Source organism: Streptomyces sp. NPDC001594, from assembly GCF_042893675.1.
GTDB lineage: Bacteria > Actinomycetota > Actinomycetes > Streptomycetales > Streptomycetaceae > Streptomyces.
In genome coordinates, this window is sequence record NZ_JBIAVB010000003.1 from 335,855 (window position 1) to 350,895 (window position 15,041).

The window sequence follows — 15,041 nt, forward strand, 5'->3', positions numbered from 1 at the left end:
GTCGCCTCAAACGCCGGCGGGGCTGGAATGACCACCCCGGCGCTGCGCCCCCGGCCGCGCCCCGCCCCGCCACCGGCGGACGGAGTCCGCCGCAGCGGCGCGAAGCCGGGGAGGCGCCCCGGCGCCGAGCCGCGCGAGCGGCGCGTCGAAAAGGCAGGGCACCCCGGCGCCGAGCCGCGCGAGGGGGGCGTCAGGAGGGGTGTTCGACGCGCTTCTTCAGGCCTGCCAGGGCGCGGTCGATGATGACCTTTTCCGCCTTGCGCTTGATCATGCCGAGCATCGGGATCTTGACGTCGACGGTCAGCTGGTAGGTGACCTCCGTGCGCCGCCCCCCGTCCAGCGGGGCGAGCCGGTAGGAGCCGTCCAGCTGGCGGAGCATCTGGGACTTGTGGAGGGTCCAGGCGACCTCGTCCTGGCCCTTCCAGCTGTAGGACAGGGTGTGGTCGTCCTTGATCGCGCCCGCGTCCAGCAGCAGCCGCACCTTCTCGGCGCGGCCCTCGGCGTCGGTGGACAGCACCTCGGCCTCCTTCACCTCACCGGTCCACTCCGGGTAGCGGGCGAAGTCGGCGATCACGGCCATGACCTCGGCCGGCGAGGCGTCGATCGTGATGCTCGAGCTGGTGTGTTCCGCCATCGCGGTCGCTCCTCCGGGGGAGAGTGTTCGGCAAGTGTGCGGGGGCCTCCGCCCGCCGCGTGAAGGTTATCGCGCGTAACCGGGCCGACACTGCGGGACCCCGGCCCGCAGGGATGGGATCACCACTCCAGGGCCCACGGCTTGCCCGTCGCCGCGAAGTGGCCGACGTTCACGCACTCCGTGCCCCCGATCCGCATGCGCCGCGCCATCGGCTGGTGGACGTGGCCGAAGAGGGCGTAGCGCGGCCGGGTGCGGCGGATGGCGGCCAGGAGGGCGGCGCTGCCGCGTTCGAAGCGGCGGGCGACCGTGTCGTAGCAGAGTTCGGGGACCTCCGGCGGGATGTGCGAGCAGAGCACGTCGACCTCGCCGAGCGCCTCGACCTTAGCCGCGTACTCGTCCTCGTCCACCTCGTACGGGGTGCGCATCGGAGACGGGAGGCCGCCGCCGACGAAGCCGAAGACGCGGCCGCCGATCTCCACGCGCTGTCCGTCGAGGACGGTGGTGCCGGGGCCGGCGTACTCGTGCCAGAGGGCGGGCATGTCGACGTTTCCGTAGGTGGCGTACGTCGGGGTGGGGAAGGCGGCGAACATCTGCGCGTACTGGCGGCGCACCGCTTCCTCGATCATCCGCTCGCGGTCCAGCCCGTCCCACAGCCGGCGGCCGAATTCGCGCGCTTCGGCGAAGCGGCGCGCCGTGCGCAGTTCGACGATGCGGTGGGCGTTCTCGACGCCGAAGAGGTCGGGGAAGATCCCGCGCGAGTGGTCGGCGTAGTCCAGGAAGAGGACCAGGTCACCGAGGCAGACGAGGGCGTCGGCGCCTTCGCCGGCCCGGGCGAGGGCTTCGGTGTTGCCGTGGACGTCGCTGACGACGTGGACTCGTGTACGCCTCTTGCTGGCACCCATGTCCGCCACCCTAGGGGTGCCGGTGCCCGGCGGGTAGAGCGGGGCTCGCAGGTGGCCGGACCTGCGGTTACTTCCGAGTCCTGGAAGCGGTCGACTACTGTCGGCAGCGCTGTGGCGACGTTTGCGATGCACGGCGAAGTCCAGAATGTGACGCACGGAACATCTGGCCGGTTCCCTCTATCGGGAACCCACTACCGGTGGGTAACGTCCGGTCGGTCCACACGGTGGCGATGGCGCCCAGAGGAGCAGCAGTCTTGCGCGAGTTCAGCCTTCCGGCCCTGTACGAGGTCCCGTCGGACGGGAACCTGACGGATCTCATCCGCCGCAACGCCGCCCAGCACCCAGACACCGCCGTCATCAGCCGCAAGGCCGGCGGCCACTGGCAGGACGTGACCGCGACGGAGTTCCTCGCCGAGGTCCGGGCCGCCGCCAAGGGCCTGATCGCGTCCGGCATCCAGCCCGGCGACCGGGTGGCCCTGATCTCGCGCACCCGCTACGAGTGGGTCCTGTTCGACTTCGCGATCTGGAGCGCGGGCGCGGTCACCGTGCCGGTGTACGAGACCAGCTCCCCGGAGCAGATCCAGTGGATCCTCGGGGACTCCGGCGCCGTCGCGGCGATCGTGGAGAGCCCGGGGCACAGCGCGAACGTGGAGGCCCTGCGCGACCGGCTGCCGGAGCTGCGCGAGGTCTGGGAGATCGAGCAGGACGCCGTCGGCGCGCTGAAGGCCGCCGGGGCCGAGGTCCCGGACGCGGACGTGGACGCCCGCAGCTCCCTCGCCAACGCCGACGACCCGGCCACCATCGTCTACACCTCGGGCACCACCGGCCGCCCCAAGGGCTGCGTGCTGACCCACCGCAACTTCTTCGCCGAGTGCGGCAACGTCGTGGAGCGGCTCAAGCCGCTGTTCCGCACCGGTGAGTGCTCGGTGCTGCTCTTCCTCCCGGCCGCGCACGTCTTCGGCCGCCTGGTGGAGGTCGCGGCGGTACTCGCGCCGATCCGGCTGGGCTGCGTGCCGGACATCAAGAACCTCACCGACGAGCTCCAGTCCTTCAAGCCGACCCTGATCCTGGGCGTGCCGCGGGTCTTCGAGAAGGTCTACAACTCGGCGCGCGCCAAGGCGCAGGCCGACGGCAAGGGCAAGATCTTCGACGCGGCCGCCGAGACGGCGATCGCGTACAGCCGGGCGCTGGACCTGCCCTCGGGGCCGTCCTTCGGCCTGAAGCTCAAGCACAAGCTCTTCTCCAAGCTGGTCTACAGCAAGCTGCACACCGTCCTCGGCGGCCGCGGCGAGTACGCGATCTCCGGCGGCGCCCCGCTGGGCGAGCGCCTCGGCCACTTCTTCCGCGGCATCGGCTTCACGGTGCTGGAGGGCTACGGCCTGACGGAGACCTGCGCGGCCACGGCGTTCCTCCCGTGGGACAGGCAGAAGATCGGCACGGTCGGCCAGCCGCTGCCGGGCTCGGTGCTGCGCATCGCCGACGACGGCGAGGTGCTGGTGCACGGCGAGCACGTCTTCAAGGAGTACTGGAAGAACGAGGCGGCCACCGCCGAGGCGATGTCCGACGGCTGGTTCCACACCGGTGACGTCGGCACCCTCGACGAGGACGGCTACCTCAAGATCACCGGCCGGAAGAAGGAGCTCATCGTCACGGCGGGCGGCAAGAACGTCGCCCCCGCCGTGATCGAGGACCGGATCCGGGCCCACGCGCTGGTCGCCGAGTGCATGGTGGTCGGCGACGGCAAGCCGTTCGTGGCGGCGCTGGTCACCATCGACGAGGAGTTCCTCGGCCGGTGGGCCGCGGAGAACGGCAAGCCGGCCGGGTCGACGGCGGCGGACCTGCGCGAGGACGCGGACCTGATGGCCGCCGTCCAGAAGGCCGTGGACGACGGCAACGCGGCGGTCTCCAAGGCGGAGTCGGTGCGCAAGTTCCGCATCCTGCCCTCGCAGTTCACGGAGGAGTCGGGCCACATCACGCCGTCGCTGAAGCTGAAGCGCAACGTGGTGGCGAAGGACTTCGCGGACGAGATCGAGGCCCTGTACCGGTCCTGAGGCACCCCCCTAGTGCGGGTCCTCGGCGAGGATCCGCTCCATGTTCCGCTCGGCGAGGGCCGTGATCGTCACGAACGGGTTCACGCCGAGCGAGCCGGGGACGAGCGAGCCGTCGGTGACGTAGAGGCCCCGGTAGCCCTTGACCCGCCCGTAGGCGTCGGTGGCCTCGCCGAGGACGCAGCCGCCGAGCGGGTGGTAGGTGAAGGTGTCGGCGAAGGCCTTGTTGTCGCCGAAGAGGTCGTAGCGGTACATGGTGAAGTTCCTGAGGTTGACGCGGTCGAAGAGGTTCTTGGCCGCCGCGACGGAGGGGGCGTTCTGGTCCCGGGTCCACTGCAGGCGCGCCGAGTCGGTGGCGGCGTCGTAGGTGAAGTGGCCGCGTTCGGGGTTCTTGGTGATGGCCAGGTACATCGAGATCCAGTGCTCGATGCCCATGGGGAGCGGGGCGATCTCGGCGAAGACCGGGTTGGCCGCGTTGTCCCAGTCGTCGATGCCGAGGGCGGGCATGGTGGCCTGGTTGGCGCCGACGGTGTCCCAGAGGTGGTTGGCGCGGGCGGTCATGATGTTGCCGTTGGTGCCCCAGTTCTGCCCGACGCGGTCGCTGAGCGCGGGCAGGGCGCCGGTCTCGCGGGCGCGCACCAGGATCTCGGTGGTGCCGAGGCTGCCGGCGCCGAGGAAGAGCCGGTCGCAGCCGAGTTCGCGGACCCGGGTGACCTTGCCCGTGACGTCGCCGGTCTGCACGGTGAGGACGTATCCCCCCGCGGGGTCCGGGCGTACGGCGACCACGCGCTGCATGGTCTCGATGGTGACGTTGCCGGTGCCGAGGGCGGCGGCGAGGTAGGTCTTGTCGACGCTCTTCTTGCCGTGGTTGTTGCCGTAGATGACCTCGCCGGCGAGGGCGGACCTGGTGGCCGTGCCGGCGGCTTCGCGCTGCATGTACCCGAAGTCGTAGACGTTGGGCACGAACGTGGTCTTGAGGCCGGTGTTCTGGGCGTGCTTGCGGGAGATCCGGGCGAAGCGGTACCACTCGGTGGACTCGAACCAGCCGGGGTCGATGCTGTTGACGCCGAGCATGGCGCGGGCGCGCGGGTAGTAGGTGCCGTACATCTCGTCGGCGTCGACCTGGGGCAGCACCTCGGAGAAGTAGGAGCGGCGGGGCGTGGGGGCCATGCCGCCGTTGACGAGGGATCCGCCGCCGACGCCGCGCCCGACGTAGACGGACATGTCGCCGTAGTTCACGCGGTCGAGGACGCCGGGGTAGGGGCTGATGTCGCGGTTGACGACGTCCAGCCAGAGGAAGGTGGCGAGGGGCGCCTCGGTGCGGGTGCGGAACCACATGGAGCGCTGGTCGGGGGCGCTGGTGGACGGGAATACCTTGCCGTCGGGGGCGGGGGTGTCCCACAGCCGCCCCATCTCCAGGACGACGGTCCGGACGCCGGCCTGCCCGAGCCGGAGCGCGGCGACGGCTGATCCGTAGCCGGAGCCGACGACGACGGCGGGCGCGTACCGGGCGGCGGGCGGGGCCTCGGCCGCGGTGGCGGTGGTGAGGCCGATCCGGGTGAGGCCGAGGGCGGCGGCGGTGCGGAGGGCGGCGAGACCGAGTTGACGGCGCGTCAGGTTGGGGGTCATGGCCGCATGATGGGGGGATTCGGCTGAAGCGGCCATAACACGGCCTGCCACGCATCTGAGTGACAGTCAGCCGTGTCTCCCCGCCGGGATCACGCCCCCGGCGGGCTACAGGAGCTCGCGGAGGCGGTCCGCCAGGAGGTCCCAGCGCCACTTCTGCTCGACCCAGGCGCGGCCCGCCGCGCCCATGCGGGCCCGCAGGGCCGGGTCCAGGAGGAGGGGGACGATACGGTCCGCCGCGGCGGCGGGGTCGCCGCCGCGGACCACCCAGCCGGTCTCCCCCGGCAGCACCGCGTCCGGGGCCCCGCCCGAGTCCCCCGCGACCACCGGGAGGCCGGTCGCCGAGGCCTCCAGGTAGACGATGCCGAGGCCCTCCACGTCCAGTCCGCCCCGCCGGGTCCGGCAGGGCATCGCGAAGACGTCCCCGGCCCCGTAGTGGGCCGGCAGCTCCGACCACGGGACGGCGCCCGTGAAGACGACCGCCTCCGCGACCCCCTTCGCCTCCGCCAGCGCCCGCAGGTCCGCCTCGTACGGGCCGCCGCCGACGATCAGCAGCACGGCGTCCGGCACCTGCGCCCGGATCCTCGGCATCGCCTCGATGAGGGTGTCCTGCCCCTTGCGCGGCACCAGCCGCGAGACGCAGACGACCACCGGGCGGTCGCTGAGCCCGAGCCGGGCGCGGACCTCGGCGCCGCCCGAGCCGGGGTGGAAGGTCTTCTCGTCGACGCCGGGCGGCAGTTGCACCATCCTCGCCGCGGCGGACGCCGTCACCGCCGAGGCGATCCGTGAGCGGGTGTACTCCCCCAGGTAGGTGAGGGTGTCCGTGCCCTCGCCGATCCGCCGCAGCAGCTGCCGCGCGGCCGGCAGCTGTGCCCAGCCCGCCTCGTGCCCGTGGGTGGTGGCGACCAGCCGCCGGGCGCCGGCCCGGCGCAGGGCGGGGCCCATCAGCCCGAGCGGGGCGGCCGCGCCGAACCACACCGACGCGCAGCCGTGTTCGCGCAGCAGGGACACCGCCCGCCGGGTCACGCGGGGCGTGGGCAGCAGCATCGTGGTGCGGTCGCGGACCACGGTGAAGGGCTGCTCGGCGTCGAAGGCGGCGGTGGCCTCGCGGCCCTCGGCGCCGTGCTTCCAGGTGGAGGCGTAGACGACGACCCGCTCGGGGTCCAGCCGCAGCGCCATGTTGTGCAGGAAGGCCTGGATGCCGCCCGGGCGCGGCGGGAAGTCGTTGGTCACGATCAGCGTCTTGTGCATCCCCGCCAACGTACCGGACGGTCAGCCGAGCTCCTCGCGCAGCGCCTGCCGCCAGGCCTGGGTGAGGGCGGGCAGGTCGGTGGTCAGGGCCTGGTCGAGGGCGGCCGGCAGGGGTTCGCGGCCGGCGAGCCCGTAGAGGCGGACGAGGGCCGCGTCGCCCCAGCGGGCGGCGATGAGGCGGCAGGCCAGCCAGGCGCCCTCGTAGGCGCGGGCCATGGCGTCCGGGTCGCCGCCGAAGGCGAAGGCCGCGTCCTCGGGGAGGGCGGCGGGGAGGTCGCCGAGGCGGACGGCCCGGGCGAGGGTGGGGGCCGCTTCGGCGGGGCCCAGGGGGCCGCCCCGGTAGGCGGCCCAGTCCGCGAAGCCCTCGGAGAGCCACTGCGGGGTCCGGGCGGTGGTGGCGGTGCGGGTGGCGACGTGGGTGGTCTCGTGGGTGAGGACGATCTGCCGCCCGGCCGAGGAGAGCTGCGCGTAGCCCTCCGGGTTGACCACCACCCGGTCCGCGGGGGCGGGGCCGCCGCCGGTGGCGCCCGTGGTGACGGCCCCCATGCCCCGGTAGGCGTCGGCGGGCCGGCCCAGCAGCGCGGCCATCGCGTCGAGGCCGGCCGGGACCAGCACGACCACCCGCCCCGCCCACGGACCCGGCCAGGCGGCGCTCGCCGCCGGGACGGCCCGGTCGGCCTCGGCCGCGATGTCCGACAGGGTCTGCGGGCTCTGGCCGACGCCGAGGACGAGGGAGCGGGCGCCCCGGACGACGGCCACCTCCCCCTGGTCCCAGAGCTGCGGCGGGGCACCCGGGGCGGGCCCGTCGGCGGTGACCCGCCAGGCGGTACCGCCGCTGCCGGCGCCGCCGCCGCGGGTCAGCGTCAGCTCGCGGGCCGACCCGGCGGGGGCGGTGTCGTAGCCGGCGAGCCGGTAGCGCAGCTCGGCGTGCGCGTGGGCCCGGTCGCCCTCCCGCCGGACCGAGGTGACCTCGTAGGACCAGCCCTCCAGCGGGATCGCGGCGAGCCGGGCGGGCGGGGCCGCCGCCCAGCCGGCCACGGCCCGCCGCACCTGCGCGTCGACGGGCGGGGCGGGCGCCGCGCATCCCGCCGCGGCCACGAGCACGCACAGGGCCGGCAGCAGCAGGCGTACGAGGGCGCGGCGGACGGGATCCATCCGCCGATCGTACGCAGGGGGCGGGAGGGGGTGTCCGCAAAGTAGCGCCGTCCGCCCGAAGGGCGGGCCCCGCGGCCTCCGGCGCGTGCTCTCGCTGCGCCGGGCGCGAGACCTCGTACTGGGGGTACTCGGTCTTGCGCCCGGTGCGGCGAGAGTGCGTGCCGGGCGTCGCGGGGCAGGCGGTACTTGGCGGACACCCCCTAGGGCCGGGTGACGGAGGAGACCGGCATCATCCCGACGGGGTCGTAGCGGACCCGGGCGCCGGGGTAGGGGGCGTGGATGACCTGGCCGTTGCCCACGTACATGCCGACGTGGCTGGCGTCCGAGCGGTACGTCACGAGGTCCCCGGGCTGGGCCTGGGAGAGCGGCACCCGGCGGCCCGCGTACCGCTGGGCCTGGGAGGTGCGCGGCAGGGAGACGCCCGCCTGCCGGTAGGACCACACCATCAGCCCGGAGCAGTCGAAGCCGGAGGGGCCGGTGGAGCCCCACACGTACGGCTTGCCGAGCGCCGCCCGGGCGGCCATCACGGCGGCCATGCCCCGGCCGGAGGCGTGGCCGCCGCCGACGGGGAGGTCGGGCAGGTCCGGCAGGGCGTCGGGGCGGCCGCCGGAGCGCGAGGCCCGCTCGAAGTCGGCGCGTTCTCCGGTGGGCATCCCGTCGAGGAGCCTGCGGGCCTCGGCGAGCTTGGCGGTGACGGCTCGTTTCTGGGTGGCCACCTCGGCGCGCAGGGTCTCCAGTTCGGCGAGCTTGCGGGAGGCCTCCTGGCGCTGCTGGCCGATCCGGCGCTGTTCCTCGCGGAGTTCGGCGAGCTGTCTGGCCTGGCGGCCGCCGAGCCGGTCGAGGACGGCGGCCTTGTCGAGGTAGGCGCCGGGGTCCTCGGAAAGGATCAGCTCGACGGTGGGGTCGAGGCCGCCGGAGCGGTACTGGGCTCCGGCGAAGGTGCCGAGGAGCCCGCGCATGGTGTTGACGCGGTCCTGGGCGCGGGCGACGGCGTCCTGGGCGCGGCCGATCTCGGCGCGCAGCGCGTCGGCCTTCTCCCCGGCCCGGTTGAACTTCTCGGTGGCCTGTTCGGCCTCTTCGAAGAGCCGGTCGACCTGGGCGCGGGAGCTCGTGGCGGGTTCGTGCGGGAGGCCGGGCGCGGCGAGGGCGGGTGCGCCCGTCATGGCCACGGCGGCGGTGGCCGCGGCGGCGGTGAGGACGGTGACCTTGGCGTTCCGGTCGAGGCCGCCGTTCCCGGGCCGGCGATGGGATCCCACGTGGCACCGCTCCCTGTCCGCTGTGCGGGCCCGGGTCCGCCCCCGTGGACGGCCGTGTGCCGGGTTCCGCGCTGGCAGACAGTAGCGGCGGCGGCCACGCACCGGCCAACGGCCGCGGGAGGGCCGTACGGGGGCGCCCCGCCTCTGGCACAGGTCAGGGGCGGGGCGTGCGGTCAGCGCGGGTCCGCGTAATTCCCCCGGATGGGCGGTGTACGGCGCACCCGTGGGGCGGAGGGGCGGGGGTGCGGGTCAGCCGACGCGGACGCCGAACTGGAAGGGCATGTTGCTCATGGCCTCGTAGCGCACGCCGCCGGTGGGGTTGGAGGCGTGGAAGACCTGGCCGTTGCCCGCGTAGAGGCCGACGTGGTGCAGGTCGCTGTAGAAGAAGACCAGGTCGCCGGGCTGGAGCTCGCTGCGGCCGATGCGGGTGCCGTCGTTGACCTGGGTGTAGGTGGTGCGGCTGATGCTGACGCCGGCCTGGGCGTAGGCCCACTGGGTCAGGCCCGAGCAGTCCCAGGAGTTCGGGCCGGTGTCGCCCATGTGGTAGGCGTCGCCCTCCTGGGTGATGGCGGCGGCGAGGGCGGCTCCGGCCCGGCCGGAGCCCTTGGCGGCGCCGGGCTTGGCGCCCGTGCCTCCGCCGGCGGCCTTCGCGGAGGCCGCGCCGTCCTTGGCCGCGTCGTTCTTGAGTTCGCCGCGCTGCTGCGCGGTCAGGGTGTTGAGGAGGGCCTGGGCGTCGGCGAGCTTGCTCTGGGAGGCGGCCTTCTGCTCGGCCAGCTCCTTGCGGACGGCGGCGAGGTCGGCGAGCTTCCCCGAAGCCTCCTGGCGCTTCTGGGCGAGGCTGCGCTGCTTGGCCTGGATCGCCGATATCTGCTCGACCTGCTTGCCGCTCAGCTGCTGGAGGGTGGAGGCCTTGTCGAGGTAGGCGTCCGGGTCGCCGGAGAGCAGGAGCGCGACGGTCGGGTCGATGCCCTCCCCGCGGTACTGGGCGGTGGCCATCGAACCGAGGGCGTTGCGCAGGGAGTTGACCTCGTCCTGGCCGCGTGCGACCTGGTCCTGGAGCTGCGCGATCTCCTTCTCCAGCTTGTCCTGCTGCTCCTTGGCCCCGTTGTACTTCTCGGTGGCCTGCTCGGACTCCTCGTAGAGGGCGTCGACCTTGGTCTTGACCTCGTCCTTGTTCGGCTGGTCCGGGGCGGGTGCGGCCATGGCCGACTGGGAGGAGAGGGCGACGGCCGCGGTGGCGAGGGCGGTGAGGACGCTCACGCGGGTGCGGGTCGGCGGCTTGGGTCGACGGTGGGACGCCACGGACGCGAGCTCCTTAGGCAGCGGACCCCCGTCGACACCCCGAATGAGTGACCTACCGAACGGAGGTTTGAGCAGACCCTAGTGACCCGCCTGTGATCACTTCAAATCCCGGAACGTAAAAATCCGCTCGCCTTCCGGCTTCTTTGCCCACCGCCCACGCTGCGTGCAGCGCCCTTGACGGTACGTCTCCCGGACGTACCGTCAATTCGGGCATCACACACACCGGTTACATCGGGCGCACAAGCCGCCAAGCGCTACGAAACGCGCGCGAGCCGCTTGAGCAGCAGCGCCGACGCCACGGGCCGGGCCCCCACCTTCGCCACCCCGTCGGCCACCTCGCGGTCGGTGGAGACCACGACCACCGGACGGCCGGGCGGCTCGGCCCGCACCAGCTGGCGGATCAACTCGTCCGCCGTCACGCCGGCCTTGGAGAACAGCACCCGCACCCCGCGCGGCGGCGCGAGCAGCACCGGCGCCGCCAGCTCCGCCCCGTCGAAGACGCACGTCATCTCGGCGCCGGTCTGCGCCGCCAGCATCGACAGCCCGCCCAGCAGCCGCAGCCGCTGCTTCTCCAGCGGCATCGTCGGATAGCCGGTCTTCGTCACGTTGTAGCCGTCGACCACCAGGTGCGCCTGCGGCAGCGCCAACAGCTGGTCCAGCAGCGCCGGATCGGTCTCCGACAGAGCCCGCGCCGCGATGTCCTTCGGGGTCATCCGGCCCGGCTCCACGGCGTCCACGGTGTCAGCGGGCCGCGTCGAGACCGGCGGCAGCGCCAGCTCGCGGCGCAGCCCCGCCGCCGCGTCCAGCACCGTGTCCAGCAGCAGCCTCAGCCGCATGTCCTCGACGCTGCGCCCCTCACGGGTGGCCCGGCGCGCGGTCTCCAGCGCCGACTCCGCCTCCGCCAGACGGGACTTCAGCCGCCGGGACTCGCTCTCGGCGGCGGCCACCTGCGCGGCCGCCTCGGCACGGATCCCGTCGATCTCGCCGCCGAGCTTGCGCAGCGCCGCCTCTCCCCGCTTGACGTCGCTCAAAGCACTGCGCAGCTTGCGATGAAGCGATTCCGCTTCCTTGCGCGCGAGCTCCAGATCGGCCCGCACCTGCTCGCCGCCGCTGCGCTGCGCCTCGCGCAGCTGCGCCAGTTCCTCGCGCAGCCGCTCCAGCTCGCGCCGGTTCTCGTCGTCCGCCCGCTCGGCGTCGGCGCGCTGCGCCTCCTCGCCCGCGGCGGCGACCAGCTTCACCCAGCCGGCCGGCCGCAGCACGTACGCGGCGGCCGCCACGTCCAGGGGGTCCGCGGCGGCCGGCGGGGCACCCGACTCCAGTGCCCCGGACAGTTCCGGCTGCGCCTCGCGCACCTTCTCCGCGACCCGGCTGCGGAAGACCCCGTCGCTCTCCACGGCGGCGGCCATCGCGGTGCCCGCGAACTTGGCGCGCCGGGTCGGGGTGAACCGGGCGTACTGGCGCAGCTGCGCGGGCAGGTCGGCGACCGTCAGGCCGCCGAAGGCGTCCGAGACGAGCGCGACGACCCGGCGCCGCACGCCTTCCGGCAGCGGGCGGTCGAGGACCTCCGCGGCGTCGCGGGCCGCGTCGGCCGGCCCGGCGCCGCTTCCTGGCTCCACAATCCGTCACCCCTACCGTGATCTACTGTGGGCCCGGCTCCCTCAGGAGTCGGCGCCCGGCCTGTCGACGAGCTCGATCTGGTCCACCGCGTTGCACCAGCGGCAGCGGACCGACTCGATGGTCTCACTGACCACCTCGCGCTCCTCGACCTTGGGCTCCCCGGCCAGATCGAGGTGGACGTACTCCACGACCTTCGACGATCGGGTGACATCGAACCGCGTGAGGTTGCCGCACAGGGTGCAGCGCCACCGGGTGGTGTCGGTCGGCAGGGGAACCGTCGTCATCAGGCCGCTCTCTCCTTCGTAGCTCATTCAATTAAAGCCTTCCGCGGCCGTCGGCGGACCGCAGCACGTAACCCTACGGCCTGGCACCACCCTCAGGGGGGTCCGCCTGCGTCATGCTCTGTCGCATGATCGTAAAGTGGCGGGCCGTCCGCGAGGCGGCGCGGGGCCCCGTGGTCACCTACGCGCTGATCGCCGGCTGCTGCGCGGCCTTCCTGACGAGCCCGGCTTCCGGCCTGAACCCGTCGTTCGGGACGGGCGAGAGGCTGATGGAGACGGGGACGGCCTACTTCCGGCACTGGGGCGTGGTCCCGGACGAGCTCTTCTCCGGGGGCGTCCGCCCCCTGCTGACCCCGCTGACGGCGCTGTTCGTCCACGGCAGCTGGCTGCACCTGCTCGGGAACATGCTGTTCCTCTACGTCTTCGGCGCCATGACGGAGCAGCGGATGGGCCGGCCGGCGTTCCTCGTCTTCTACCTCTGCACCGGCTACGTGGCCCTGGCCGTCTACGCGGCCGCCAACGCCTCCTCCGACCAGACCCTGGTCGGGGCGTCCGGCGCGATCTCTGCGGCGCTGGGCGCGTTCCTGTGCCTGTTCCCGCGGGCGCGGGTGACGAGCCTGTTCCCGTTCCTGCTGTTCCTGCCGCTGCGCTTCCCGGCGTGGATCGTGCTGATGTTCTGGTTCGGGCTGCAGTGGCTGGCCGCGCACCGGGCCGGGAGCGGGCCGGGGGTGGCGTACCTGGCCCATGTCGTGGGCTTCTCGGTGGGGTTCTGCTACGCGTGGGCGCGATATCGCCGTACGACTAGAGTGAGGCGAACAGTCACTGCCGGCGAGGGAGACAGCCCACCGTGATCACCGCGATCGTGCTCATCAAGACCAGCGTGGACCGGATCCCCGAGATCGCGGAGTCCATCGCGCAGCTGGACAGTGTCAGCGAGGTCTACTCCGTCACGGGTACGTACGACCTGATCGCGCTGGTCCGCGTGGCCCGGCACGAGAACCTGGCGGACGTCATCCCGGGCCGGATCAGCAAGATCCCGGGCGTCGAGGCCACGGACACGCACGTCGCGTTCCGCACGTACTCCCAGCACGACCTGGAAGCGGCCTTCGCCATCGGGCTGGACGCGTAGCCCTCTCCCCGGGCCGCGCCTCAGTCGCCGGCGGGCTGGAAGACCCGGCCCCGCCGGCGACCACAACCCGCTACACGGCCGGGACGCAGCGGCCGTCCTCCGTGCGGTACTGCCACTTCGCGCCGGACGTGACGAGTTCCCGCACCGCGCGGACGAAGCGCTCCACGTGCTCGTCCGGGGTGCCGGCACCGAAGCTGACGCGGATCGCGTTCAGGGACCTCTCGCCCGGCGCCGCCTCGGGCGCCCCGCACTCGCCCTGGGCCTGCGGCTCGCTGCCGAGCAGGGTGCGGACCAGCGGGTGGGCGCAGAACAGGCCGTCGCGCACCCCGATCCCGTACTCCGCGGACAGCGCCGCCGCGAAGTGCGAGCTGTTCCAGCCGTCGACCACGAACGAGATGACGCCGACGCGCGGGGCGTCGTCCCCGAAGAGGGAGAGGATCCGGACGGCCGGGACCTCCGCCAGGCCCTCGCGGACCTTCGCGACGAGGTGCCGCTCGCGGGCGACGAGGCCCTCGAAGCCCGCCTCCTGAAGCGCCCGGCAGGCGGAGGCGATGGAGTAGACGCCGATGACGTTCGGGGAGCCGGCCTCGTGGCGGGCGGCGGTGGTGTGCCACTCGACGTCCACGCCGCCGTCCTCGCGGCGGGCCACCTTGCGGGAGGCGCCGCCCCCGGCGAGGTACGGCTCGGCCTCCTGGAGCCAGTCCGCGCGCCCGGCCAGCACGCCCGAGCCGAAGGGCGCGTACAGCTTGTGCCCCGAGAAGGCGACCCAGTCCACGTCCAGCTCCCGCACCGAGACGGGGTGGTGGGGCGCCAGCTGGGCGGCGTCCAGCACGATCCGGGCGCCGTGGGCGTGCGCGGCGGCGGCCAGCTCCTTGACCGGCCACAGCTCACCGGTGACGTTGGACGCGCCGGTCACGCACACCAGGGCGGGGCCGTAGGGGTCGCGGTCGGCGAGCGCCCGCTCCAGGGTGGCGACGGCCTGGGCCGGGGTGCGCGGGGCGTTGAGGTACGTGACCTGCGCGTCGCGCCAGGGCAGCAGCGAGGCGTGGTGCTCGGTCTCGAAGACGAAGACCTGGCAGTCGGCCGGGAGCACGGCGGCGAGCAGGTTGAGGGAGTCGGTGGTGGACCGGGTGAAGACGACCTGGTCGCCCGCGCGGCAGTCGAGGAACTCGGCGACGGTGGCCCGGCTCTGCTCGAAGAGGTCGGTGGACAGCTGCGAGAGGTAGCCGGCGCCGCGGTGGACGCTGCCGTAGTACGGGGCGTACGCGGCCACGTCGTCCCAGACCCGCTGGAGCGCCGGGGCGCTGGCCGCGTAGTCCAGGGCCGCGTAGGTGACCTCGCCGCCGGTGACGAGCGGGACGGTGACGTCCCGGCCGAGGACGGCCAGCGGCTCGGCACAGCAAGGGCCCTCGGCAGTGGCAGCGGCGGGGGCGCAGGCGTCGGTGGTGGCGGCGTTCAGGGATGCGGACATGGCGGTATCTCCCGGCAGGCAGGGCTGAATGGCTTCGGTGACCCCGTACGCGGGTACGGCGGCGCGCGTCGTCGGCGTCGGCCGTCAGGGGTACGGGAAGTGCCTCGGAAGGGATGCGGGTCCGCGGAAGGGACCCTGTTCCGAGGGATGAAGGAGGGGCGGAGTCGCCCTATCGCATTCGCTTGCTCACGGAAAACGCTCCTCGAGAGACCAGGACCCCTGGTGTCGAGGGATCCGCGCTTGCCGTAGACCTCGCTGCCTACGACCTGGTCATCACCCGGGGCACCCCGCCACGGAAGGAGGGTTGCCGGACAGCAAGCCGGGGCCTAAACGCTGTCACTCGTGACCTTGGAGAGCATCCTGCCACAC

13 protein-coding genes and 1 riboswitch are annotated in these 15,041 nt (G+C 73.3%); of the genes, 3 read left to right on the plus strand and 10 right to left on the minus strand.

The window, feature by feature from the left end:
* Positions 1–190: 190 nt before the first annotated feature.
* Positions 191–634, minus strand: coding sequence for an SRPBCC family protein (locus tag ACFY0O_RS07850; protein ID WP_358897503.1), 444 nt, complete (start codon positions 632–634; stop codon positions 191–193).
* Between the two features lie 119 nt (positions 635–753).
* Positions 754–1,536: a metallophosphoesterase gene (locus tag ACFY0O_RS07855; protein WP_388944063.1), complete on the minus strand. Its 783-nt coding sequence runs from the start codon at positions 1,534–1,536 to the stop codon at positions 754–756.
* A 254-nt stretch (positions 1,537–1,790) separates the two neighbouring features.
* On the opposite strand from ACFY0O_RS07855, the gene ACFY0O_RS07860 reads away from it, so the two are divergent.
* Entirely contained in the window at positions 1,791–3,587 is a 1,797-nt protein-coding gene (locus tag ACFY0O_RS07860) for an AMP-dependent synthetase/ligase (protein ID WP_388944065.1), read from the plus strand.
* Between the two features lie 9 nt (positions 3,588–3,596).
* Here the strand turns inward: ACFY0O_RS07860 and ACFY0O_RS07865 are convergent, their stop codons facing one another.
* The 7 genes from ACFY0O_RS07865 to ACFY0O_RS07895 all read right to left on the minus strand — a co-directional run bounded on the left by ACFY0O_RS07865 (position 3,597) and on the right by ACFY0O_RS07895 (position 12,075).
* On the minus strand, positions 3,597–5,213 hold the full coding sequence (locus ACFY0O_RS07865; protein WP_388944068.1) for a GMC oxidoreductase: 1,617 nt from the start codon (positions 5,211–5,213) through the stop codon (positions 3,597–3,599).
* A 105-nt stretch (positions 5,214–5,318) separates the two neighbouring features.
* The gene (locus tag ACFY0O_RS07870) at positions 5,319–6,461 is read right to left on the minus strand and encodes a glycosyltransferase family 4 protein (protein WP_358897510.1); all 1,143 of its coding nucleotides are present in this window, start codon (positions 6,459–6,461) and stop codon (positions 5,319–5,321) included.
* A 21-nt stretch (positions 6,462–6,482) separates the two neighbouring features.
* Positions 6,483–7,616 (minus strand): hypothetical protein, encoded by a 1,134-nt coding sequence (locus tag ACFY0O_RS07875; protein WP_388944071.1) that lies wholly within the window; start codon positions 7,614–7,616, stop codon positions 6,483–6,485.
* A gap of 200 nt (positions 7,617–7,816) precedes the next feature.
* Complete coding sequence (locus ACFY0O_RS07880; RefSeq protein WP_388944074.1) at positions 7,817–8,872, minus strand: NlpC/P60 family protein; 1,056 nt, start codon at positions 8,870–8,872, stop codon at positions 7,817–7,819.
* A gap of 249 nt (positions 8,873–9,121) precedes the next feature.
* A complete protein-coding gene (locus ACFY0O_RS07885; protein ID WP_388944077.1) occupies positions 9,122–10,174 on the minus strand; it encodes an NlpC/P60 family protein in 1,053 nt (350 codons plus the stop codon).
* Positions 10,175–10,428: 254 nt separating this feature from the next.
* The gene (locus tag ACFY0O_RS07890) at positions 10,429–11,793 is read right to left on the minus strand and encodes an NYN domain-containing protein (RefSeq protein WP_358897566.1); all 1,365 of its coding nucleotides are present in this window, start codon (positions 11,791–11,793) and stop codon (positions 10,429–10,431) included.
* A 39-nt stretch (positions 11,794–11,832) separates the two neighbouring features.
* Positions 11,833–12,075, minus strand: a complete 243-nt coding sequence (locus tag ACFY0O_RS07895) for a hypothetical protein (protein WP_079426254.1) — start codon at positions 12,073–12,075, stop codon at positions 11,833–11,835.
* A 125-nt stretch (positions 12,076–12,200) separates the two neighbouring features.
* Here ACFY0O_RS07895 and ACFY0O_RS07900 point away from each other — a divergent pair, with 125 nt between their 5' ends.
* Together ACFY0O_RS07900 and ACFY0O_RS07905 are read left to right on the plus strand one after the other, a co-directional pair.
* Positions 12,201–12,923, plus strand: a complete 723-nt coding sequence (locus ACFY0O_RS07900; protein ID WP_388944080.1) for a rhomboid family intramembrane serine protease — start codon at positions 12,201–12,203, stop codon at positions 12,921–12,923.
* Positions 12,920–13,201, plus strand: coding sequence for an Lrp/AsnC ligand binding domain-containing protein (locus ACFY0O_RS07905; RefSeq protein ID WP_344153804.1), 282 nt, complete (start codon positions 12,920–12,922; stop codon positions 13,199–13,201). Before ACFY0O_RS07900 ends, ACFY0O_RS07905 begins: the two co-directional genes overlap by 4 nt.
* A gap of 70 nt (positions 13,202–13,271) precedes the next feature.
* Here ACFY0O_RS07905 and ACFY0O_RS07910 read toward each other — a convergent pair whose 3' ends face one another.
* The gene (locus ACFY0O_RS07910) at positions 13,272–14,672 is read right to left on the minus strand and encodes an aminotransferase class V-fold PLP-dependent enzyme (RefSeq protein WP_388944082.1); all 1,401 of its coding nucleotides are present in this window, start codon (positions 14,670–14,672) and stop codon (positions 13,272–13,274) included.
* A gap of 231 nt (positions 14,673–14,903) precedes the next feature.
* Positions 14,904–15,020: riboswitch (SAM riboswitch) on the minus strand.
* Positions 15,021–15,041 lie beyond the last annotated feature (21 nt).